The 21,524-nt window shown below is 43.8% G+C and carries 21 protein-coding genes; 11 read left to right on the top strand and 10 right to left on the bottom strand.

The window, feature by feature from the left end; all coding sequences use genetic code 11:
• The first annotated feature begins 1 nt into the window (after nucleotide 1).
• From moaE to OE749_RS04900, 5 genes are all read left to right on the top strand, one after another.
• Nucleotides 2-448 (top strand): molybdopterin synthase catalytic subunit MoaE, encoded by a 447-nt coding sequence (gene moaE, locus OE749_RS04880; RefSeq protein WP_263711234.1) that lies wholly within the window; start codon nucleotides 2-4, stop codon nucleotides 446-448.
• Nucleotides 449-685: 237 nt separating this feature from the next.
• On the top strand, nucleotides 686-1,102 hold the full coding sequence (locus tag OE749_RS04885; protein ID WP_263711235.1) for a hypothetical protein: 417 nt from the start codon (nucleotides 686-688) through the stop codon (nucleotides 1,100-1,102).
• The gene (locus OE749_RS04890) at nucleotides 1,099-1,746 is read left to right on the top strand and encodes a LysE family translocator (RefSeq protein WP_263711236.1); all 648 of its coding nucleotides are present in this window, start codon (nucleotides 1,099-1,101) and stop codon (nucleotides 1,744-1,746) included. The genes OE749_RS04885 and OE749_RS04890 overlap by 4 nt, the downstream gene beginning before the upstream one ends.
• A complete protein-coding gene (locus tag OE749_RS04895) occupies nucleotides 1,734-2,453 on the top strand; it encodes an AzlC family ABC transporter permease (protein WP_263711237.1) in 720 nt (239 codons plus the stop codon). The genes OE749_RS04890 and OE749_RS04895 overlap by 13 nt, the downstream gene beginning before the upstream one ends.
• Complete coding sequence (locus OE749_RS04900) at nucleotides 2,450-2,761, top strand: AzlD domain-containing protein (RefSeq protein ID WP_263711238.1); 312 nt, start codon at nucleotides 2,450-2,452, stop codon at nucleotides 2,759-2,761. Before OE749_RS04895 ends, OE749_RS04900 begins: the two co-directional genes overlap by 4 nt.
• 23 nt (nucleotides 2,762-2,784) lie before the next feature.
• On the opposite strand, the gene OE749_RS04905 is transcribed toward OE749_RS04900, so the two are convergent.
• Nucleotides 2,785-3,324 carry a MerR family transcriptional regulator gene (locus OE749_RS04905; protein ID WP_318527865.1) on the bottom strand — a complete coding sequence of 180 codons (540 nt, stop codon included), beginning with the start codon at nucleotides 3,322-3,324 and terminating at the stop codon, nucleotides 2,785-2,787.
• A 123-nt stretch (nucleotides 3,325-3,447) separates the two neighbouring features.
• A complete protein-coding gene (locus OE749_RS04910) occupies nucleotides 3,448-4,026 on the bottom strand; it encodes a hypothetical protein (RefSeq protein ID WP_263711240.1) in 579 nt (192 codons plus the stop codon).
• A 251-nt stretch (nucleotides 4,027-4,277) separates the two neighbouring features.
• Between OE749_RS04910 and OE749_RS04915 the strand changes: the two genes are divergently transcribed.
• A complete protein-coding gene (locus OE749_RS04915) occupies nucleotides 4,278-4,847 on the top strand; it encodes a hypothetical protein (protein ID WP_263711241.1) in 570 nt (189 codons plus the stop codon).
• A 207-nt stretch (nucleotides 4,848-5,054) separates the two neighbouring features.
• Here OE749_RS04915 and cmoB read toward each other — a convergent pair whose 3' ends face one another.
• The gene (cmoB, locus tag OE749_RS04920; RefSeq protein ID WP_263711242.1) at nucleotides 5,055-6,026 is read right to left on the bottom strand and encodes a tRNA 5-methoxyuridine(34)/uridine 5-oxyacetic acid(34) synthase CmoB; all 972 of its coding nucleotides are present in this window, start codon (nucleotides 6,024-6,026) and stop codon (nucleotides 5,055-5,057) included.
• Nucleotides 6,027-6,031: 5 nt separating this feature from the next.
• On the bottom strand, nucleotides 6,032-6,754 hold the full coding sequence (gene cmoA / locus OE749_RS04925; RefSeq protein ID WP_263711243.1) for a carboxy-S-adenosyl-L-methionine synthase CmoA: 723 nt from the start codon (nucleotides 6,752-6,754) through the stop codon (nucleotides 6,032-6,034).
• Between the two features lie 256 nt (nucleotides 6,755-7,010).
• Here cmoA and acs point away from each other — a divergent pair, with 256 nt between their 5' ends.
• Entirely contained in the window at nucleotides 7,011-8,954 is a 1,944-nt protein-coding gene (gene acs, locus OE749_RS04930) for an acetate--CoA ligase (RefSeq protein ID WP_263711244.1), read from the top strand.
• 102 nt (nucleotides 8,955-9,056) lie between these two features.
• Nucleotides 9,057-10,067, top strand: coding sequence for an adenosine deaminase (gene add / locus OE749_RS04935; protein ID WP_263711245.1), 1,011 nt, complete (start codon nucleotides 9,057-9,059; stop codon nucleotides 10,065-10,067).
• Between the two features lie 78 nt (nucleotides 10,068-10,145).
• On the opposite strand, the gene fadE is transcribed toward add, so the two are convergent.
• Nucleotides 10,146-12,608 (bottom strand): acyl-CoA dehydrogenase FadE, encoded by a 2,463-nt coding sequence (gene fadE / locus OE749_RS04940; RefSeq protein ID WP_263711246.1) that lies wholly within the window; start codon nucleotides 12,606-12,608, stop codon nucleotides 10,146-10,148.
• Nucleotides 12,609-12,957: 349 nt separating this feature from the next.
• On the opposite strand from fadE, the gene OE749_RS04945 reads away from it, so the two are divergent.
• Nucleotides 12,958-13,740 carry a class II glutamine amidotransferase gene (locus tag OE749_RS04945; protein WP_263711247.1) on the top strand — a complete coding sequence of 261 codons (783 nt, stop codon included), beginning with the start codon at nucleotides 12,958-12,960 and terminating at the stop codon, nucleotides 13,738-13,740.
• Nucleotides 13,741-13,838: 98 nt separating this feature from the next.
• Here the strand turns inward: OE749_RS04945 and OE749_RS04950 are convergent, their stop codons facing one another.
• From OE749_RS04950 to purM, 3 genes are read right to left on the bottom strand one after another with little or no spacing between them, the layout of a single operon-like run.
• The gene (locus tag OE749_RS04950) at nucleotides 13,839-14,609 is read right to left on the bottom strand and encodes a DUF3108 domain-containing protein (protein ID WP_263711248.1); all 771 of its coding nucleotides are present in this window, start codon (nucleotides 14,607-14,609) and stop codon (nucleotides 13,839-13,841) included.
• Nucleotides 14,569-15,219 (bottom strand): phosphoribosylglycinamide formyltransferase, encoded by a 651-nt coding sequence (gene purN, locus OE749_RS04955; RefSeq protein ID WP_263711249.1) that lies wholly within the window; start codon nucleotides 15,217-15,219, stop codon nucleotides 14,569-14,571. Before purN ends, OE749_RS04950 begins: the two co-directional genes overlap by 41 nt.
• 3 nt (nucleotides 15,220-15,222) lie before the next feature.
• A complete protein-coding gene (gene purM, locus OE749_RS04960; protein WP_263711250.1) occupies nucleotides 15,223-16,260 on the bottom strand; it encodes a phosphoribosylformylglycinamidine cyclo-ligase in 1,038 nt (345 codons plus the stop codon).
• 365 nt (nucleotides 16,261-16,625) lie between these two features.
• On the opposite strand from purM, the gene OE749_RS04965 reads away from it, so the two are divergent.
• Both OE749_RS04965 and hda read left to right on the top strand, forming a co-directional pair.
• Complete coding sequence (locus tag OE749_RS04965; RefSeq protein WP_263711251.1) at nucleotides 16,626-17,720, top strand: DUF2066 domain-containing protein; 1,095 nt, start codon at nucleotides 16,626-16,628, stop codon at nucleotides 17,718-17,720.
• Entirely contained in the window at nucleotides 17,720-18,421 is a 702-nt protein-coding gene (gene hda / locus OE749_RS04970) for a DnaA regulatory inactivator Hda (protein WP_263711252.1), read from the top strand. The genes OE749_RS04965 and hda overlap by 1 nt, the downstream gene beginning before the upstream one ends.
• Nucleotides 18,422-19,196: 775 nt before the next feature.
• Here the strand turns inward: hda and OE749_RS04975 are convergent.
• Both OE749_RS04975 and OE749_RS04980 read right to left on the bottom strand, forming a co-directional pair.
• Nucleotides 19,197-21,086 (bottom strand): hypothetical protein, encoded by a 1,890-nt coding sequence (locus OE749_RS04975; protein ID WP_263711253.1) that lies wholly within the window; start codon nucleotides 21,084-21,086, stop codon nucleotides 19,197-19,199.
• Nucleotides 21,086-21,508, bottom strand: a complete 423-nt coding sequence (locus OE749_RS04980; protein WP_263711254.1) for a DUF2069 domain-containing protein — start codon at nucleotides 21,506-21,508, stop codon at nucleotides 21,086-21,088. Before OE749_RS04980 ends, OE749_RS04975 begins: the two co-directional genes overlap by 1 nt.
• Between the last annotated feature and the right edge of the window lie 16 nt (nucleotides 21,509-21,524).

Here is a 21,524-nt window from a genome sequence, read left to right on the forward strand (position 1 = left end):
CGTGGTTTCGGTTCAATCAACGCCCATAGATGTGAATGCGGCGTATTCTTCACTCACAGAAAATACCGATGCTGATGGCGCTGCCGTCTTTTTTGTTGGCAAAGTACGAGACAACAATGTAGACGCTACCGTGTATCAGCTCACGTTAGAGCATTACCCCGGCATGACAGAGCGCGTTATTGAAGAGATTATTTCAGCCGCACGCGCGCGCTGGTCTCTCAATCGCATCTCGGTAATCCACCGTGTAGGGCCAATTCAGGTCGGGGAAGAAATCGTCTTCGTGGGAGTCACATCCACTCACCGACACAATGCGTTTAACGCAGCCGAGTTTATTATGGATAAACTAAAAACTCAGGCACCGTTTTGGAAAAAAGAGCGTTCTGAACAAGGCGAAAAGTGGATTGAAGCAAGAGAGTCAGACACACTGGCGGCAGATAAATGGTCGTGATGATTTTTGGGTGAGTAGGTGTGAACAAGCGAGAGCAATCAGCGCTGTTTAAATCTGGCCAATACAATGGCAGTGGCGAATATTCTTTAAGCGGAAGTTCGAACATGCGAGAAAATCGACTTTTTAACACTTTTAATTTTTAATATTAGATTATTATTACTCCTTGAGTTGACTACGGGTTCATCCTTTACGCTGGCTTCTGAATACGATTTTAAACTTAACTAAATCAGAGGCCACATGTCCAATACCCACCAAACTATTTCAGATAAAGACTTTCAAAATCAATTTGAAAAATTGACATTAGATCATCAGTATTTTGATCATCTAGGGCATTTAAGAATTGCTTGGTTGTATTTAATGCAAAGTGACCTTGAACAAGCCGTTGATTCAACTTGCAATGGCATTCGCTCTTACGCAGAGAGTTTAGGTGCAAAAGATAAATTCAATTTTACCATTAGCTACGCGCTAGTAATGATTATTTCAAATAGAATGAATGCAGAAAAACAAAGTAATTGGCAAAACTTTCTAAACAAAAATAGAGACCTTGCAGACGATGCTTTGGGCATTCTTTGTAAGCATTACAATAAAAGCACGCTATTTTCAGAGGATGCAAGAAAGCAGTTAATTTTACCTGACATTAAGGATTTTCAATGACCTTAGTTTCAGTAATCTCACTTTTCTTCGCATTTATACTATTAGCCATTTTGCCCGGCCCAGGAGTGATTGCGGTTGTATCTAGAACAGTGAGTAACTCCCTCAGGAGAGGTGTGCTTACCTCAGTCGGCATACTTATCGGGGATGCTTTTTTTATAGTGATGGCCATTGCAACTGTGAATTATGCCGTTTCAAGTTTAGATTGTGTATTTCTGTTAATTCAATTGGTTGGTAGCTTTTACCTTATTTGGCTTGGAATACAAGGATGGAGAAATAAAACTTCGAGTGATAAATTTGTAATTAATAGTAGTGAATTTTCAGGAACAATTAGCAGTATATTAAGTGGTTTATTTATTACACTTGGGAATCCCAAAATTATTGTTTTCTATATCGGTTTTCTTCCTGCATTTATCGATTTATCCAATATGACTATTGCAAATGTCTTCTTAATCATTGTGATTGATGTTATCGCTGTTGGTGCAGTTCTTTATATGTATGCTTGGTTAGCAAATATGGCTCATTTGCAACTCTTTAATAGCAATGCACTGGCAATAACCCAGAAAGTGACTGCTTCTGTACTTCTGGTTATTGGTCTTAGTGCATTAATCAATTTATCTGGAGGGAACGACATATGGAATGTATAACAAGTTCGTTTTCTCCTATTGGTGAGCTAGTCAAGGGAGGGGCTTTCACACTGCCTCTAGCAATCGGGGCATTCCCTTTTGCATTTATCTTTGGTGCATTAGCGTTGCAAAATGAACTATCTATGATGGCGACCTTTTCAATGTCCTTCTTTGTATTCGCTGGTGCAGCACAATTTGTTGCACTTGGGTTGATATCCTTAGGATCAGAATTATGGCTTATTGCGCTTACTACTTTAGTGACAAATTTAAGGCACCTTATCTATTCAGTGTGGCTTCAACCGTATACAAAGCACCTGTCATTGCGTTGGAAGTCTATTTTGTCGTTTGGATTGGTGGATGAAGTATTTGCCATAGTCAGTCAACACTACACTGAAAATAGGAATGAATTTAGCCACTTTTTCTTTTTAGGTTCCGTTTTATTTTTATGGTGTATTTGGACGGTATCTTCGGTTGCAGGGTACATCGTTGGAGATCAGTTTCCTCAAATCTATGAGCTTGGATTAGAGGTCGCTATGCCAATTACTTTCGCTTGTATGGTTGTTGTGATGACTCAATCGAAAACATCTATTTTAGCGGTCTTTGTTACTGGAATAATAATGCTCATCACTAAAGAGTTACCCAATCAGAGTGGCTTATTCGTTGCCTCGGTTGTTGGAGTGGCCATTGGCGCTTTTGCTGAAAAATTTTTGAAAGAGGATGAAAAATGATTTCCATAATCTTGGGAATGGCGCTTGTTACTTTCTTTACCAGAGCGTTATTCATAATGCTCCCAGAGAGGCACAGTTTACCTAAGAAAATGATTGAGGCAATGACTTTTGCGCCACAAGTAGTATTGACTGCTATTGTAGTGTCAACGGTGAGTGATCTTGCTAAAAACAAAGGCTCTCTTGAATATATTCTATTGATGTTTGGTAGTATGTTACTTGCCATGTCGCTGTCTTATAAGACTAAGAACTTATCTTTAAGTGTAATTGCTGGGCTTGCTTGTTTTTTTGGTATTCAAGCCTTAATTTAAAAACTAGCAGTAGTCAGGAATAGCTACTTCTGTTGAGACCATTTTCGAATACTACTGACTTCTTCTGGGCTACATCCTAAAGATTCAAGAAAGTCTTTGTGGACTTCTGGTAGGTCACGCTCAAATTCAATATGCCAACGGTGCATTGCTTCATCATCCATACCTGAAGATCTAAGAATATTGACCCACTGATTTTTGCTCATCGTTTTTGCTGTTCTGACTAAAGAATCTTTACCTAATAGCTTTACGACAAGCTGCTGTTGTTGCCTGAGTTCACTGATTTCACTATTTAAGCTATGCAGTCGCTGCTCAAGTATATTGGTTGAACTTGTGTCATCAGAATTTAAGATGTCAGCAATAGATTCAAGAGACAAACCAGCATCTCGATAGGTTGCTATTTTTTCCATCCGGTTAACATCGTTTTTCGAATATAGGCGGTAATTTGCTTCGGATCTTGCCGATGGTTTCAAAAGTCCTATTTTGTCGTAATACAACAAAGTGCTGCGTGATAAATTGTATTTCTTTCCTAATTGATTGACGGTATACATTGACACTCCCAACATTATCTAAATCAAAGTACAAGTCTTCCGTGAAACTACTTATCGTATGTATAAAACAAGATCTCACGGAAAGCATTGAGCTAGTTTAAACATAATCTAACTCAATAAATTATCACCCCAGTCTACTTAGTGGTGAGCGTTGATTTTGTCCATATTCGACTCTATCCAACTCTTCCATTGTGCGATCATTTTCGGGTAATGCGTTTTGCTGTAATGCGTTGTCAGCTTCTTGTTACCTGCTTTAGATAAGCCGGTCAGTTTATACGTGACAGATACTACCGAACCACCTTTATCATTGGAAGAAATTGCTACGCTTACAGTACCCATAGTTTCGTCAGGTGTTATCATGGTATAAATCGCTTGCTTGTTCTCTATATCATATTTTGAAACATGCCAATATGTTGTGATATTGCCATGCTGAGTTAACCATGCTGTACCTTTTTCAAAACCGTCACCACTTAATATATTTGGATTCCAACCCGGTGCCCACAAAATTTCACCGGGAGCAGTAAATAATGGTAAGGCTTTTTCAGGTGGCATGCTCAATTCAAATGAACTTATTCTCTCGACAGTAACAGCGTCTTGTTTAATAAAGTCAAATTTAGATAAGTCGGCTTTAATGGCATTATTATGGTTTGCTAAGGCATTACTTCCTAAAAATAAACTTGCTACACAAGTCACTGTAACAAAATGGTATTTATTCATTTTCTTTTCCTCATAGCTTTTGTCTTTGGTGAAGTTAATCGAAGGCTAAAGTATGAAGTCATAGTCAGGTCAATGATTGATGTACCGATATTGATACGGAATAAATTATTTGGCCTGTCTAAGGGGTTACAGGTGAAGCTAATCGCTACGTTATAGAAAATTTATTGACCTGTTTAAAGGTTAATACCTTAGTTTTGATTGAAGCATGAAGAAAGACTTTATTAATCATAAACTAACTAGGTGTTATCATTATGTTTAAAAAACTAAAACTAATTACATCTATAGGCGCTTCGATATTTCTCGCAATCGCCTGCAATTCGCAACCTACAATAATCGGTGAGACCACTAAGTTCCCCACAGTGGGCTTTGAAGAAACGCATAAAGTAAATATCCCTTACTCAACCGAAGAAGTTTGTCCATTGTTTGAACCAAGCGGTAGGCACCTAATTTATAAGTGGTGGGAACCAACTACTTTAAGGAAACCAAAAGGGGATACATTAAAAGGCTTAATGACAGTATCAGGAGTCTCAGATCATGAAATATTGCTGCTTGTAACTCAGCACGAACCTGAAGATGGTTATATGCAGTATCTAGTCCTTTGGGATGATTTTGAACTTCAACGAATCGATATCACCTGTGTAGCAGGCCACGATAAAACTTCAACAGAGGTCACTTGGACAGAGCGAAATGCAGGTATTCATGAACGAGGAGTATCAATGGTGTCTGATTTTGTTGAGGGTGGAAACCTAAAAGCTATAGTAGAGCGTTATGCAGAAAAAGCAGAAAATTACATAAAAAATCAAAAGGCGGTTAATACATAAAGATTTTCAAGCAGAACTTCATATTTAATTATTGAAGGTCTACTTTTCGCTCATGACAACCCGCTAAATGAAATCGCAATGTGATTCGTTGAACGGTAAGAACAAATACGAGTTATCGCCGCTGACGTTACGGCGTCTAAAGCCCTTGTTACGTTGTTTGAGGCCGAAAGCGCAATATGCTTATGGCCTCATGTTACGAGTTTCTGGCTATTTCTCAGCAATCAGCACAGCACGAAGCGGTGCGGGATAACCTTCAATGGTTTTATTGATATCGTTGGGATCAAGAAAATCTTTGAGGGATTGATTGGTCATCCATTCGGTTGCGCGTTGCTCTTCCAAACGGGTTTGGTCAACATCAACAACGCGAATATTTTTAAAGCCCACACGAGACATCCATACTTTCAGTGCGTCTGTAGACGGTAAATACCAAACATTTCGCATTTGTGCATAGCGTTCGCCAGCCATCAATACCGTTTGTTCATCGCCTTCTACTACCAAAGTTTCTAAGACAAGTTCACCACCTGGGCGAAGTTGCTGCTTCAGCTGATAAAGAAAATCGATCGGGCTTTTACGGTGATATAGCACGCCCATCGAAAAGACGGTGTCAAAAGTATTAAGTTCAGGCAAGTGCTCTACGCCAATGGGCATTAAGTGCACGTTAGCGTGCGGCAAAAAATGCTTAATTGCCTGAAACTGAATTAAAAATAGCTGCGTAGGATCTGCACCCACCACCATTTTGGCGTTTTCACCCAACATGCGCCACATGTGGTAACCGCTCCCACAGCCAATGTCGAGAACATAGCGGTCTGTCAAATCGGCAATATGTGGTTTAACGCGATCCCACTTCCAATCTGAGCGCCATTCTGTATCGATATGCACACCGTGAATATGAAAAGGCCCTTTGCGCCACGGCATAAATTGTTTCATCAAACCGGCAATTTGACGTTGAGTATACTCGTCGATATCGTTTTGAGAGCCGATTTCAACGCGGTCTTTTAAATTAATGATGCTAGGCTTGGTGTCAGGAAGCTTATTGAGCAATTTTACCCATTTGGCAAAATCGCCATGTAGCTGCGCTTGCTGCCACTGTGCGACCTGAGCGGGTAGCACTTCCAGCCAGTGACTAAGCGGCGAGTCGGCAATGTGTTTATAAAAGTCGTTAAACCAATTGATTGTCATAGTTACTACTTAATTGCTACGAAAGAGGCAAAATTAAAACATTTAAACCACAGTACGGTATCGCTAAATCCAGCGTGTGTCAGCCGTTCTTCGTGTGTGGCGAAGTCGTCTATTAACATCACATTCTCTAGTGCTGTTCGCTTTTGGCTGATTTCTAATTCGCTGTAGCCATTTCTGCGCTTGAACTCATGGTGTAAATCGATAATCAGCTCATTGCCTGCTTGCGTATTATGGCGCAGCTTTTCTGATAAAATCAGTATACCACCGGGCTTTAACCCTTGATATAGACGGTTAATGATTGTTTGCCGCTGCTCTGGGGCGATAAACTGGAGCGTAAAGTTCATGACAATGACAGATGCGTCGTGAATATCGACATTCTGTAAATCGTCGCAAATCACCTGAACGGGAAGATCACTTTTAAATCCGTTGATGTGTCGCTCGCATCGCTCCACCATGGCGGGTGAATTGTCGACTGCCACTAGCTGACAGTTTTCAGCTGAGACATATCTGCGCATGGCCATGCTGGCCGCACCTAAAGAACACCCTAAATCATACAGAGTGGAATTGGATTGGGCATATTTGCCCGCAAGCTGGCCAATGGCATCAACAATAGTGTCATATCCTGGAATAGATCGTTGGATCATATCCGGAAACACTTCCGCTACGCTTTCGTCAAAACGAAAGTCGCCAACTTGTTTTCTCGGCTGTGAGTATATTGCGTCTTTCATACTAGCAGTCTGGCTCAAAAAGTGGCGCAATTCTACCTGTCTCATATCATCATCGCAATTCTCAAATCCTAACGAGCCGTTACATAGAACAGGATTGAATAAGATTTACCTGACAGACGAAACCCGTCTTGCCATTTATTTACAGCTCCTATACCTTAGTTGAACAAAATGATTACAAATTAGCAGCTTTGCACACTTCGATAATATCGCGCAATTTCATGTGCAAATGTTCGCTCACACAACATGGAGAGATGCAATGAGTGCGCCCCTTTATCCCGTCCCTGAGTCTTTAGCGACACATGCTTACGTTAATGATGATGACTATCAACGTTTGTACCGCCAATCTATCGATGATCCAAATGCGTTTTGGCAAGAACAAGCCAAGCGTATTGATTGGTATGCGCCTTTTACTTCGGTGAAACAAACCTCATTCAAACGTGACCATGTCGATATTAAATGGTTCGCAGAGGGCAAACTCAATGTTAGTTACAACTGTATCGATCGCCATCTTAAGACGGATCCAAATCGAACGGCCATCATTTGGGAAGGGGATGAACCACAATGGGATGAACATATCTCTTATCAGACCCTACATGATGAGGTGTGCAAGTTAGCTAACGGATTAAAATCCCTTGGGGTAAAAAAGGGTGACAGGGTCATTATTTATATGCCAATGGTGGTGGAAGCTGCATACGCAATGCTCGCTTGCGCGCGCATAGGTGCGGTGCATTCTGTTATTTTCGGCGGCTTCTCACCCAATGCGATTGCTGATCGTATAGAGGACTGTCAGGCTAAAGTGGTTATAACCGCTAATGTAGGACGTCGCGGCGGCCAAGTTGTTCCACTCAAACACAATGTTGATAAAGCGCTGGCGAATGAAAAGGCAGCATCAATTGAGCATGTTGTTGTGTTCGAGCATATTAAGCACGATATTGATTGGCACGAAGGGCGAGATGTTGATTGGCGCTCGTTGACGGCAAGCTGTTCTGCGGAATGTGAGCCCACAGTGATGGATGCAGAAGATCCCTTATTTATTTTGTATACAAGTGGTTCTACAGGAAAGCCCAAAGGTGTGGTGCATACAACTGGAGGGTATTTAGTGTATGCATCTTTGACGCACCAATATGTGTTTGATTATCACCCTGATGATATTTACTGGTGCGCGGCTGATGTGGGTTGGATTACAGGACATACTTACATTGTATACGGGCCATTAGCGAATGGTGCAACGACGTTGATGTTTGAGGGCGTGCCCAACTACCCAGATGTATCTCGTGTCGGTCAAATCATTGATAAACACCGTGTCTCTATTTTATACACGGCGCCAACAGCCATACGCGCGCTAATGGCGTCAGGAGACGCACCCGCTAAAGGCAGTACACGCGCCTCTTTACGCATTATGGGAAGCGTAGGGGAACCCATTAACCCTGAAGCGTGGCATTGGTACTACGAAACAATGGGAAACAGCCAGTGTCCGATTATGGATACGTGGTGGCAAACTGAAACGGGCGGCATTATGATCACGCCATTACCTGGCGCAACAGCATTGAAGCCGGGTTCTGCAACGCGTCCCTTCTTTGGCGTGCAACCGAAGCTGGTGGATGGAGATGGTAAAGAATTGTCGGGCGCAACCGAGGGCAATTTAATTATTACCGATTCTTGGCCTGGGCAGGCTCGCACTGTATGGGGTGATCATGAGCGATTTATCCAAACCTACTTTAGTACGTATGACGGGGTGTATTTTACGGGCGATGGCGCGCGTCGGGACGAAGATGGATACCTTTGGATTACGGGGCGCGTAGATGATGTATTGAATGTGTCGGGTCATCGACTGGGGACAGCTGAAATTGAAAGTGCGTTGGTGGCTCATCCTGCTGTGGCCGAAGCGGCGGTAGTGGGGTATCCTCATGACATCAAAGGGCAGGGTATCTATGTGTTCTTGCTTCCTACCGAAGGGTATGACGTGTCAGATGCATTGACTAAAGATGTAAAACAGTGTGTGCGAGATGAACTTAGCCCGATTGCCACACCAGATAAGATACAATGGACACATGGATTGCCAAAAACCCGATCTGGAAAAATTATGCGCCGTATTTTGCGTAAAATTGCTGCTAACGAGTTTGAACAATTAGGTGATACGTCGACGTTGGCAGACCCTACTGTTGTGCAGTCTTTGATAGATAACCGACTTAATCGATAAAAGTTTTTTTAAGACATAGATAAACAAAGATGAACCACGAGACGCTACCTGTACTCGTGGTTCGCGTTTTACGCACAATGCGTGTCCCAATCCGAGCAGCATATGATTGATTACAACTTACCTGTCGTAGATTTACACAGGCACTTAGACGGCAATATTAAGCCCCAACTTATTCGGCAATTAGCAGAGAAATATAATTTACCGTTATCAGACAACGATCAACAACAGTTGCTTGATATGGAGAGCGTGTCTGGCCAGCTTGCGGATTTAGTCGCGTTTTTGTCAAAGCTAGATCTGGGCGTGTCGATGCTTAGCACTCCAGAGGCGTGTTACGACGTCGCGTATGCCAATGTACAAGACGCGTATAGCGAGAAATTAGATTACGTTGAGCTGCGATTCTCACCTCATTACATGGCGAATTCTCACGGCTTGTCGATGTATGATGTGATTGAGTCTGTCATAGCGGGTGTTAAAGATGGTATGAAAGCGTACCCTGTGCGCGTAAATTTAATCGGTATATTAAGCCGTACAAACGGTGTTAACGTATGCATGGAAGAACTCAAGGCGTTACTTCACTACGGCGCTGCATTTTGTGGGCTAGACCTTGCTGGAGATGAAGTGAGGTATCCTGCTGAGCTATTTGCTTCTCATTTCGCCAAAGGGCGAGATGCCGGATGGAAAATAACCGTTCATGCAGGAGAGGCAAGTGGCCCAGACAGCATATGGCAGGCGATTAACATATTAGGGGCAACACGCATCGGCCATGGTGTTGCAGCAATCCATGATCCTGCTTTGATGGATTATATGCTTGAGCATAATATTGCGATTGAATCGTGTCCTACGTCAAACTTTCAAACCGCTGCCGTGCCCGCGTTGTCTTCACACCCTTTACCTGATTTCGTTAAGCGCGGATTGCTAGTGACACTCAATACTGATGATCCGGGCGTATCGGCGATTGACCTTGCTCATGAATATCAGCTCGCAAGAGATACCTTTGGTTTTACCCAAGCAACTCTTGCTGAAATTCAGCGCAATGCCGTAAACGCCGCGTTTTTGAGTGAGACTGACAAACAACGTTTATTTCGAAAAACACACATACACCAAGCTGTTTAATAACACACTGTTACTCCCTTGAAACCAAAAGCCCTGCAATTGCAGGGCTTTTTTCATGTTACTTTTAAGCGGCTGTTGTTAAGCCGCTTTGGTGCTGCGTTTACGTGATGTTTTGAGAAGTGATTTGTCGGCTACGAGTTCTTCGTTATCGAAATCATCAACATTGATGGTTTTCAATCGGCCTTCTTCAGTACGTTTTAGTAACTCAGCTTCTTGCTCATTGATTACGCCAAGCTCCAGCCCTTTTTCTGCTACTTTGTGTAGTTGAGTGAAGGGGAAGCGCTCGTTTGCTGCTGCACATACTTTGTCGTACAGTGGCTCACTAGCAAGAATGTCATCCAAAATTTGCTCAAGTTCACCCATACGGTTGCCTTCTTCGCGAGTTAGGTATTGACCTTCGCCCAAACGACTTCTAGCTGTACACGGCGTTTGAAGAATTTTCGCAATTTCGTGATCAAGCTTGTCTTCAGGTGCTTTAAACGACTTGCCAAATGGCATAATGATCGCCTTTAAGAAGATACCTAATGGCTTTGATGGGAAGTTGTGAAGCAGCCCTTCCATTGATTCTTCCAGCTTGGCCATACAATCTTGCATTGCCCAGTGAACCATAGGCAGATCTTCTTTCTGTCGTCCCTGGTCGTCGTAACGTTTCAGAATAGCAGAACCCAGATACAGGTAGCTTAACATGTCACCCAAACGGGCAGACAAACGCTCTTTTCGCTTTAATTCTCCGCCAAGTACACCCATGGCTATATCAGACAGTAGCGCCATATTGCTGCTGTAGCGAGTCATCGCACGATAATACTTGCTCGTTTCGTCACTGAACGGGGCGTAGGTAAAGCGCGCGCCAGATAGGGCAAACCACCAGCTACGGAAAAAGTTACTGACAGCAAAGCCAATATGACCAAACACTGCAGCATCAAACTCTTTTAAGGCTTCTTCTTTGTCTTTCAGCGCGGCTGCCTGCATTTCTTTCAGCACGTAAGGATGGCAACGGATAGCACCCTGACCGTAAATCATCATGTTACGAGTCAGAATATTTGCACCTTCAACCGTAATCGCAATAGGCGCGCCTTGGTAAGCGCGGCCCAAGTAATTGTTGGGGCCAAGCATAACGCCTTTACCACCATGCACATCCATTGAGTCAATGACTGCTGTACGCATTTTTTCGGTAAGGTGATACTTACAGATGGCAGAGATAACCGATGGCTTTTCGCCCAAATCTACTGCTTTTGTAGACAGAGTAGTCACAGCATCCATCATATAGGCATTGGCGCCTATACGACCAAGCATTTCTTCAATCCCTTCCATTTTACCTACAGGAAGTTTAAATTGACGGCGAATACGTGAATACGCCCCAGTCGCGAGTGCCAACGTTTTTGCGCCACCTGCAGAACATGACGGCAGTGTGATAACGCGTCCCACAGACAAACACTCAACTAGCATGCGCCAGCCTTGTCCAGCCATTTTTTGTCCACCGATGATAAAATCAAGCGGAACAAAGATATTTTCACCGCGAATCGGGCCATTTTGAAAAGGAACGTTCAATGGCAAATGGCGTCGACCAATGTCTAGGCCGTCAGTGTCACGAGGAATCAGGGCGCAAGTAATGCCCAGTTCTTCTTTATCGCCGATCAAGCCGTCTGGATCGTAAAGTTTAAAGGCTAGACCAATCACAGTCGCAACAGGTGCAAGCGTAATGTAACGCTTGTTAAATGTGAGACGCATACCAATGACTTCTTTGCCTTCCCATTCGCCTTTGCAAATGATGCCTGTATCAGGAATCGCACCGGCATCTGAACCGGCCTCAGGGCTCGTTAATGCAAAGCATGGAATTTCTTCACCTGTTGCAAGGCGAGGCAAGTAATGGTCTTGCTGCTCTTGGGTACCGTAGTGTTGCAACAGTTCGCCTGGGCCTAACGAGTTAGGCACACCAACGGTTGACGACAGTACAGCATTGCACCCCGACAATTTTTGCAAGACGCGTGATTGGGCATAAGCAGAAAATTCAAGACCACCGTATTTCTTCTTAATGATCATCGCGAAGAATTTGTTGTCTTTGAGATATTGCCATACTTCCGGCGATAGGTCGGCACGGTTATGGTGCACGTCCCATTCGTCCATCATGCGACAGACTTCTTCTACTGGGCCATCTAAGAACGCTTGCTCCTCAGGCGATAATCGGCCTTGTGGAATGCGATGTAAGCTGTCCCAATCGGGATCACCACTAAATATTTCACCGTCCCACCAAACTGTACCTGCATCAATGGCCTCTTGCTCAGTACGAGACATTTCAGGCATCAATTTGCGATACACTTTTAGCATCGGTTTAGTAAGGTATTCCTGGCGAATACTGTCCATGTTTAGTGGAATGGCAATAGCAAGGAAAACGAGTAGCGTAATAAAGCCAACGTATCCCATAATTGCACCTAGCAACAATGCGCCGGCGACAGCGAGGGTTGCATGTAATAGCTGTAATCTAAAGTAGCTGACTGCGCCAACAGCAAAAAGAATGGTCAACAGCCAAAGTAAGGTTTCCATAACGACTCTCCCATGAGGTCAGACCAGAATGTGGAAAACAAAGTATAATCAAGTGCATAAAAGATCAAGTGATATCTTATGCGCAATCTCTGTCGTATCGACAGAGTCGGTTTACCCAAAGCGTGTTGATCTTTGTTGTAGACCGCTTTAACACATCACGTTATGTTTACGCTTTATTATTGCGACTGGATTTTGTCGCTGTAACGATTCCTGTTTTTCAGCCGTACAATATCGTATAAATAAAGCTCAACGCCTTGATTAATGTTACAGCAAAGACCAACACGCTCTAATATAAGCATGGCCTGATTCGGCAGTAATTCAATGTTATTTGACGTGAGGATACTATTTCGTGTGCGAGTTACTTGGCATGTCAGCAAACGTGCCTACTGATATTTGTTTTAGTTTTGCAGGTTTACTCGAACGAGGAGGGCGAACTGGCCCACATCGTGATGGATGGGGAATCACGTTTTATGAAGGTAAGGGGTGTCGTAGTTTCAAAGATCCACTACCTAGCAGTGAGTCTGAAATCGCAGAACTCGTCAAACGTTACCCGATTAAGTCATGTGCGGTGGTGAGTCACATTCGGCAGGCAAACCGTGGGGCGGTGAAGCTGGAGAACACCCATCCTTTTATCAGAGAGTTGTGGGGACGGAATTGGACATATGCGCACAATGGTCAGCTGAGTCAATATCAACGCGCGCTGCGGTCCCATCATTTTTTACCCATTGGCAATACCGACAGTGAACGCGCATTTTGTTGGTTACTGGATCAAGTAAGAGAGAAGTACCCTAAGCGCCCGTCGAATATGGCTCCCGTATTTCGATTTATTGCCTCGTTGTGTCCAACGTTAAAAGAATTAGGTGTTTTTAACATGTTGTTGAGCGATGGGGTTTATGTGCTTGCCTATTGCACCAACAATTTACATTGGTTGACGCGTCGTGCACCGTTTGGAAAAGCCACATTGATTGATTCTGACTGGGTTATAGATTTTCAACAGGAAACCACTGAAAATGACGTCGTAACGGTGATCGCAACGCAACCCCTAACAGGCGATGAACGTTGGCAAAAAATGAATTCAGGGGAGTGGGTGTTGTTTAAGCAAGGTGAACTGGTTTCTCGTGGTGGTGAGTGACCACGCTAACGTAGTCGGACATGTTTTATTATGTGAAAATGTGGAGCTGAGTTTGCATTGTGGCGCCACAGTGATTAATTGTGGCGCGCGTAAGTATATTATTTGTTAGCTGCCGTTGTTTGGTCATCAGATGCTAATGTGAACTGGCTTAATCGGATGTCGCCTTGTTCGTCACCATCTTTGAACTGTTGAAGGCGCACCAACTGATAGTTTAGTGAAGGGGCAAACCACGCAAAGGTCTCTCTGCGCTTACTTTCGCGAACTATCTTAACTTTGACACTTTCAATGTTTCCATATGGTAGCGTAAGCGTTTCTTTGCCAAGCACTTCAATACCGTAATGACGCTTCTCCCCTCGGTAGTTGATGAGGGTATAGTCGAACTGCTCAAGCCCTTCTGCCAGTTTCTGTTGAACGTCTAGTCGGTAAAGTTGATTATCTAGTTCGCCGTTCCAGTCAACTGGGGGTTTACGGGCAAAGGTAACTGTGCTGTTTTCAGCGTCAAATTGGGCTTCTAGCTTTCGGTCTTTACCTGTGCCTGTGCGTACAAATTCGTATGTATGAGGCACAATGTTATCGTCACGTACCGAGAATAAGCTGGTTTCAGTGCGTTCATCAGATAAGAAAAACAACGATACCTTTGAATGATATGTTAAACGGTATTTATCTCGTCCAAGCGCATCTAATTCGATGCTCGCTGTTCCTAATTCTCTGCCATGACGAAATGCTTTGTATTGTGCATCAAAGGCTTCTAATGCAAAGGAAAGGGTACTGACTGTGGTTAGTGCCATAGTCAATGCGACAGAGCACAGTCGTTTGTTCATGTATTGCTTAATCTGCTGCATAACCATTTTCAGGGATTTCATTTCCATCAAGATACGCCTTATTGTTTTCCATGGTTAATCTTCCACGGCAAAACCACTCTATCACTAACGGATAAATGTTTCGCTCTTGTTCTTGGACGCGTGCAGCCAATTCGAGTTCAGTGTCGTCTTTGAACACAGGTACTTTAGACTGGATGACAACGGGGCCATCGTCAAGTTCTGGTGTAACAAAATGCACAGACGCGCCATGTTCGGTGTCACCTGCTTCTATTGCGCGGCTATGGGTATTTAGTCCTTTATATTTGGGCAATAATGAAGGATGAATATTCAACATTCGGCCGTGATAGTGCATCACCAGCGGATCCGATAGGATACGCATAAAGCCAGCTAACACCACTAAATCCGGGTGGTAACTGTCGATCAGATTCTTCAGCTGGTAATCATAGGCTTCACGGGTTTCAAATTCAGTGTGGTCGAGCACTTGCGTGTCTACTTCACGTTGTTCTGCCCGCGTGAGCCCGTAGGCATCAGGGCGGTTGGAAATGACCGCTACGACCTGACCATGAATATTCTGTTCCAGTGAACGGTCTAGAATAGCCTGTAGATTTGAGCCATTACCTGAAATCAGGACAACAATACGCTTCTTAGTATCAGACATCGCTTAGTTTATCTCCACTTGCTCGCCAGAATCTGCATTTGCAATTGTACCAATTTGCCAAGCATTTTCCCCTAAACTATTAAGAAGAGATATTGCCGATTCAGCATGAGAGGCAGGCATGGCTATGATTAGCCCTACGCCACAGTTGAATGTACGGTACATCTCGTGTGTAGTAATGTTACCTTGCTCTTGTAGCCAGTTAAATATGGCTGGCCACTGCCAACTGCTGCCATCAATGACGGCTTTTGCATTGTCAGGTAGTACGCGAGGAATGTTTTCCCAGAACCCGCCTCCAGTGATATGAGAAATCGCATGAATAGGATGCGCTTCAAGAAGTGCCAATACAGACTTCACATAGATGCGTGTTGGCTCTAGTAAATGCTCAGCGATGGCTTTGCCTTCTAATGCTTCTTGCGGGTCTGCGCCTGACACTTCAAGTACTTTCCTAATCAGCGAATACCCATTTGAGTGAGGGCCAGAAGAGCCAAGCGCGATAAGCACGTCACCCTCAGCAACCTTGCTGCCGTCAATGACGTCGTCTGCTTCTACTACGCCGACACAGAAGCCAGCTACGTCGTAGTCTTCACCATGGTACATGCCTGGCATTTCGGCTGTTTCGCCGCCAATCAACGCACAACCTGACAATTCACAGCCGTCACCGATTCCCGTGACCACTTCGGCGGCTGTGTCGACATTCAGCTTGCCCGTTGCATAATAATCTAAAAAGAACAATGGCTCAGCGCCTTGTACAATCAAATCGTTAACGCACATTGCAACAAGGTCGATACCAATACCACGGTGTTTCTTCAGATCCATGGCGAGTCTAAGTTTGGTACCCACGCCATCAGTGCCTGACACCAACAACGGCTTTTTGTATTTTTCAGGAATCGCACACAGTGCGCCAAACCCACCAAGTCCGCCTTTTACCTCGGGGCGATGTGTCTTTTTCGTGACTGATTTAATTCTTTCGACGAGTTGATTTCCGGCATCGATATCAACGCCTGCATCTTTGTAGCTTAGAGAGGGCTTGTTGTCGCTCACAGTATACTCCGACAGTTATTCAGGGCGGCAGAAAAATTGTGCGGAGTTTAATCTTTCCGACGTCAAATTTCCAGCGTTTATAGTATTCTTATGTTATTGATATGACTATTTTTAACGACGTTTAAAAAAAGTTGCTCAATACCTTGATTTCGCAAGCAAAATGGCCTCGTTTATGGTTTAATTAGGGGTTCATTTTAGGTTGTCTGTTTCGTGGTAGAAAACTACCCCAACTCAGCGATACAAAATACACTGGCGAGTATATTTGCGTGATGAATACAATTCGGCCTCATTCACCGTTTCGAACTATATGTTGCTTGGCGATTGTCAGCCTGTGCTTTTTTTCTGCCACGGCGATGAGTGCCGTGATGACGAATTTATACCAAGCCAAAGTAGAGGTATCAGACCAATCTGAACGAGCGCAATCGCGTGCGGTCAAAGACGCACTAGGGCGGGTACTGGTAAAGGTAAGTGGATCTGATTTAATCTTGCAGCATGACCAAATCAAGCAGCAACTCAAGAATAGCCAATCGTTTTTAACATCTTACCGCTTCGATAATGACAAAGGCATTCAGTTTCTTCTTGCAGAGTTTGATAAGCAGCGGGTTGAAAGCGCGATTTTAGCCAGTGGTTTTTCTATCTGGGGGGCAAGGCGTCCCGACAGTCTGCTATGGATCGCATTAGAAGATATAGAGTCAGGCGAACGACGGATTTTGTCTGAAGCACAGCAAGACCCATTTTCTGAGATGGCTAAGCGTACCGCACAAAGCCGCGGGATTCCATTGGCATTTCCACTTTATGATTTAACCGATATTGATGCGCTAAGTGTGTTTGACGTATGGGGACAATTTGTCACGTCAATACAGCGGGCAAGTGAACGCTATCGGGCGGATTATATTCTCTCAGCTCGGGTGTACTTTCGTGATGACGAAGCAAACGCCTCCGAAAAGCGAGAAGTGCCCTTAAACAGTGCCGTTGAAGCGCAGCAAGACACGCCGCAGTGGTTGCTCGATTATGAAGATCCTCAGAGTGATTCCCTCACTGGCTGGATTGCAGATTACTCTTTAATTTCTGGAGGGAATGTGACGCAGCAATCTATCTCAGCATCGACGAAGGAAAATCTTGCTTCCATGCTGATGACGATTTTGGCTGATACGTTGGCTAAACGGTATGCGATAGATCTTGCGGCGGGCCGTGAAGAGGGGAATGTCGTCGATATTACCATGGCTAACGTTAGCAACCTACAAACCTATGTTGCCGTAAGTCAGTTTTTGCAAAGCCTTAGCGTGGTGCAACAAGTCAGTTTAAAGCAGCAATCTGGTACACAAGCGATTTATTCACTGACGTTATTTGGCAATGTGGATGACCTAAAAAATGCCTTTAAGTTGGATGATAAAATTCGCCCTACACGCGATGCGTTTGGACAAGTGTCTGATGAACTTAAGTTCATATGGGTGCCCTAATGGCCAAACAACTGTCTTTGCCTGTTCAACTGCCTGATGATGAAACCTTCTCAAGTTTTATGACAGGGCAAAATATCCAGCTGGTTACGTATCTTAACGAACTATTAGAGCCTGACAGTGATCAGCCATTCTTAACCTTTATTAGCGGTGACCAAGGCGCTGGTAAGAGTCATTTGTTGTATAGTGTTTGCCATCGTGCAGAAAAACGCCACTATTCGCACTTTTACCTTAACTTAAGTCAGCGTTCGGAATGGTCGACGTCTATTCTTAACGATCTTGAGAACGTCAAAGTTATCTGTATCGATGATGTGCATGCGATCGCTCATGACCCTGCTTGGCAGTTAGCCTTGTTTGATTTAATTAATCGTGTGCGAGAGGCACAACACAGCTTGTTAATTATGACAGCAAACGCAGGCCCCAAGCAGTTGGGGGTTGAGCTGCCCGACTTGGCATCACGCCTGAGTTGGGGAGTTGCCTATCATGTTCAGCCTTTGTCTGAAGACGAAAGATTGCTGACGCTGATTAGCCGTGCTGAACGACGAGGTATTGCTTTGTCAATGGATGTCGCAAGATTCATGATGACCCACATGCAACGTGACATGGCGAGCCTAATGAAAGCACTGGAAAAACTAGACAATATCTCTTTGCAACAGAAAAGACGGCTAACGATTCCCTTTATTAAAGATGTCTTGTCACTTTAAGTAGTTTCAATACCACTCGGCTTGAGATTTTCAATAATTGAGCGAGTGTTATTCTGATAGATGGTTGTGTGGGAGCATATGAGCGAGCACAATGGCTTGATAGTGTGCCAAAGAGTTCTCCTAATTTCTTTCCGATGAAACTCATGATATGGGGTTTTAATAGTAATTGATGTCGCTAAGAAAGTTCATAGGTGTATATGGATACTCTGGAAATTAATCAAATAATTTACTGGATACTCTTGACTGGTTTCATTGTGTGCCAATCAAAGCATTCTAGTTGGGGAGGCACACCTAAAAGCGTACGTATTTTTATTACCATTAATTCAAATATATTTTCTATTGGATTTTTTATTTATTTGATAATGTGGGGATATAATTTTTCATGGATTGGTGCTTTGTTGCTATTTATCGCGGCCATGCTTCATCCTCTCATTTTTTTACCATTAGCTAAATTGTTAGGTCGCTACGGAATTATACACATTAGTTTTATTGGACTTGTTAGTCTGCCTATTTTAGCTTGGCTCTTATACACTCGTTATCCACCATTACAGTAAGAACTACAACTTGTCTGCTCATTGTACGTTATGCAAAAAAATTTAGGTAAAATTTGAGAAGAGAATGTCTGTATTCTGCCTTACCGCAAGCGCATTGTAGTTTTCTAACGCTATTAGTACCATTTGTAGAATGCCCCCGACACATAAGCGACAGTATTCTTGCATTTCTTTTTAATTAGAGGCGTTCTTTAACTATGCAACTCATTTTGATGGTTCAGTTTTTAGTGAAACGAACCATGACGCCATTCATGTCTGCGTAACCATCCTTTTTCACTACCTTCAATATGTCGGCTAGGTGATTCGCTGGGCGCGACTAACCCTGACCAAGATTCTCCTCGCTTGAGTATGATTGATTCAGGCAGGTTTGATTGAATTGTCGTCGCATCTAAGTTGGGTAAAATGCGCTCTATCGCCGCCTTGGCTCGGGCTTGAATGTCTGGATGGTTGACCCTGTTACGCTCCCCCCAGCTGATTGCATCTTCATCGGCGGGTTGGTTTTTATCAATAATGGCAACATCGGCTAATGCTTGCATTCTGTGGGCCATCATAAACTGTTCTACAAGAAGCGCAAAATCCTCGCGTTCAGTGGAATAACTATAAAATTCCAGCGCGCGATCATCTTTAAAGAATAAGGTTACATCATCGCCAGTGTAAGCTTGTTGTCTGGCAGTGGCTTGTTCACCTTGAAATCGAACCTGTGCCAGGCTTTTCATTTGTTCTGAGTTAAGTGGGTATTGTTGGCTAAATTGCTCAGACAGTGGCGGATTGTCTCGCCAATACGCAAGTGGGGTCGTTGATTTGTTAATCGATGCCCACACAGAGGGTGGAAAATAATCGTTCGCGTGAGCAAGTTCATGATACAACAGCCAAACAACATTTGCCTCCATGTCGGAAAATGTGCGGGTGAGTCTCGCACTGGCAGGATAGCCGTCTCTGTCAATGTAGTTTTTGCCGTCTTTAACATATCGCCAAGGCATTACAAAACCGAGTTCTTCTCCAAAGTTACTCCGATAATCGGGCGTGTCATTGACGCTATCTCGTTGTGCTGGCGTTTGCCAGAAGTGGTTCGCGCTAAGGTAAATTGCGCCTGTTTGAGCGGTATAAAACGACGGGTTAATATCATAAGAAATCACAATCGCGGTGGTCGCGCCCAACAAGGTTTTAATATCTTGAGAAGAGGCTGAATTTTCCAGAAACGTTTTGAAAGCATCGCCCATCCATGAGTGAGATACTAAAAGTCTGTTTAATATGTCTTCATTGGTTGGAACGGCATTGGCGCTCATGCCAATCAGCGGCAACGTTGAAAATGCGCAAGACGTCTCCAGCGTGTTGTTATAAATACATGGCTGTAATACAGACTGGTACGGTGAGTCTTTGCGATAGGGAAATGTGGTTGCAACGGCGCGATTAAAGTATCGATTGGCACTAAACGTGGTGTCTTTTACTAAGACGTAGGCACGGTCTTTTGCTTCAGTGCCATCCGTAAATTGAACGGTTGCTTCGTACTCAATAATGGCATCACGACTCACAGAAGGAAGCGTGAAAAATGCGTAAGCACCGTCTTGGCTAAAGGTGCTGATTTTTGGGCCTGCAAGCTGTTTCCATATGATGTTATCGATGTCTTTTTCTTCAGTATGATCAACGCGCAATGACGCGGTAGCCAGTTCAGTTGCTTCGTGATCAAGACGCAGATTAGCTAATGCTTGACTGTTTCTGACAGCGCTAAATTCAAGGGACTCTTCTATGACGGTTCCGTTACTGAGCGTAGCAGACAGGAAGATGTCGTAATTCCCTTCCTCTATCGCGTCAAAGGCAATAAGTTGGCTGGTTTCGGATAAAAAAGTAAGGTCAGGCCCTGATAATTGATGCCACGCTATTTGGGTAATTGGGGTGTTTTTCGTCACAATCGCAAAGGATATAGACTCACCTACTTGAGCACGAGTCGAACCATATAGGGTATAGGTATCCGTGTCTTTAAGTGGGGTAACGTCACCCACTGAGGGAGCCGGAGCGGGTGGAAGAGTGGGGGAGTTGGGCGAGTCGTTTCCGCTACCTCCGCCGCCGCATGATGCGAGGAGGATACTAGTGAACAAACACGCCCAATATCTCATTATTCTTTTCCTTCAAATCGCTGTTTTTCTTCTGCCATTACGTCTTTTAATTTCTTTAAGCCTAAACCTGTTTCTTTTCCTTTTAGGCGGGCGTAGTAAACGCAGCCAATAAACATCATACTGGCAAAAAGTAGTTCCAATAAAGCATAAAACCATTCTTCCTGAACAGCATAAATTGCCGTTAGCCCATGTAAGAAGTAGATGAGCACGATGAAGTTGGCCCACGCATGCGTGTAGGGATTACCAGTAATCATGCCTTTTAAAGGAAGAAGTAGTGGAATAATCCACAACGAACGGAACAGTAAAGAGGTTTGCGGAGATTCAACTAAAACCCATTGCCAAAGTGCAACGAAAATGAGTAGGCCGAAATAGCCTGTCAGCGCGAGTATACGATAACGTTTTATCTTAGTGGTGTCGGTCATAATAGTGAATGTTTAT

The organism is Fluctibacter corallii (genome assembly GCF_025751585.1).
Classification (GTDB): domain Bacteria; phylum Pseudomonadota; class Gammaproteobacteria; order Enterobacterales; family Alteromonadaceae; genus Fluctibacter_A; species Fluctibacter_A corallii.

What these genes read in the sequence shown, in the direction of transcription:
- OE749_RS04905 (WP_318527865.1), bottom strand. Translation starts at nt 3,324, where the DNA reads ATGTTGGGAGTGTCAATGTATACCGTCAATCAATTAGGAAAGAAATAC.
- OE749_RS04890 (WP_263711236.1), top strand. Translation starts at nt 1,099, where the DNA reads ATGACCTTAGTTTCAGTAATCTCACTTTTCTTCGCATTTATACTATTA.
- hda (WP_263711252.1), top strand. Translation starts at nt 17,720, where the DNA reads ATGGCCAAACAACTGTCTTTGCCTGTTCAACTGCCTGATGATGAAACC.
- OE749_RS04885 (WP_263711235.1), top strand. Translation starts at nt 686, where the DNA reads ATGTCCAATACCCACCAAACTATTTCAGATAAAGACTTTCAAAATCAA.
- OE749_RS04900 (WP_263711238.1), top strand. Translation starts at nt 2,450, where the DNA reads ATGATTTCCATAATCTTGGGAATGGCGCTTGTTACTTTCTTTACCAGA.
- add (WP_263711245.1), top strand. Translation starts at nt 9,057, where the DNA reads ATGATTGATTACAACTTACCTGTCGTAGATTTACACAGGCACTTAGAC.
- OE749_RS04950 (WP_263711248.1), bottom strand. Translation starts at nt 14,609, where the DNA reads ATGGAAATGAAATCCCTGAAAATGGTTATGCAGCAGATTAAGCAATAC.
- purN (WP_263711249.1), bottom strand. Translation starts at nt 15,219, where the DNA reads ATGTCTGATACTAAGAAGCGTATTGTTGTCCTGATTTCAGGTAATGGC.
- cmoA (WP_263711243.1), bottom strand. Translation starts at nt 6,754, where the DNA reads ATGAAAGACGCAATATACTCACAGCCGAGAAAACAAGTTGGCGACTTT.
- OE749_RS04980 (WP_263711254.1), bottom strand. Translation starts at nt 21,508, where the DNA reads ATGACCGACACCACTAAGATAAAACGTTATCGTATACTCGCGCTGACA.
- OE749_RS04895 (WP_263711237.1), top strand. Translation starts at nt 1,734, where the DNA reads ATGGAATGTATAACAAGTTCGTTTTCTCCTATTGGTGAGCTAGTCAAG.
- OE749_RS04910 (WP_263711240.1), bottom strand. Translation starts at nt 4,026, where the DNA reads ATGAATAAATACCATTTTGTTACAGTGACTTGTGTAGCAAGTTTATTT.
- OE749_RS04965 (WP_263711251.1), top strand. Translation starts at nt 16,626, where the DNA reads ATGACGAATTTATACCAAGCCAAAGTAGAGGTATCAGACCAATCTGAA.
- fadE (WP_263711246.1), bottom strand. Translation starts at nt 12,608, where the DNA reads ATGGAAACCTTACTTTGGCTGTTGACCATTCTTTTTGCTGTTGGCGCA.
- acs (WP_263711244.1), top strand. Translation starts at nt 7,011, where the DNA reads ATGAGTGCGCCCCTTTATCCCGTCCCTGAGTCTTTAGCGACACATGCT.
- cmoB (WP_263711242.1), bottom strand. Translation starts at nt 6,026, where the DNA reads ATGACAATCAATTGGTTTAACGACTTTTATAAACACATTGCCGACTCG.
- OE749_RS04915 (WP_263711241.1), top strand. Translation starts at nt 4,278, where the DNA reads ATGTTTAAAAAACTAAAACTAATTACATCTATAGGCGCTTCGATATTT.
- OE749_RS04975 (WP_263711253.1), bottom strand. Translation starts at nt 21,086, where the DNA reads ATGAGATATTGGGCGTGTTTGTTCACTAGTATCCTCCTCGCATCATGC.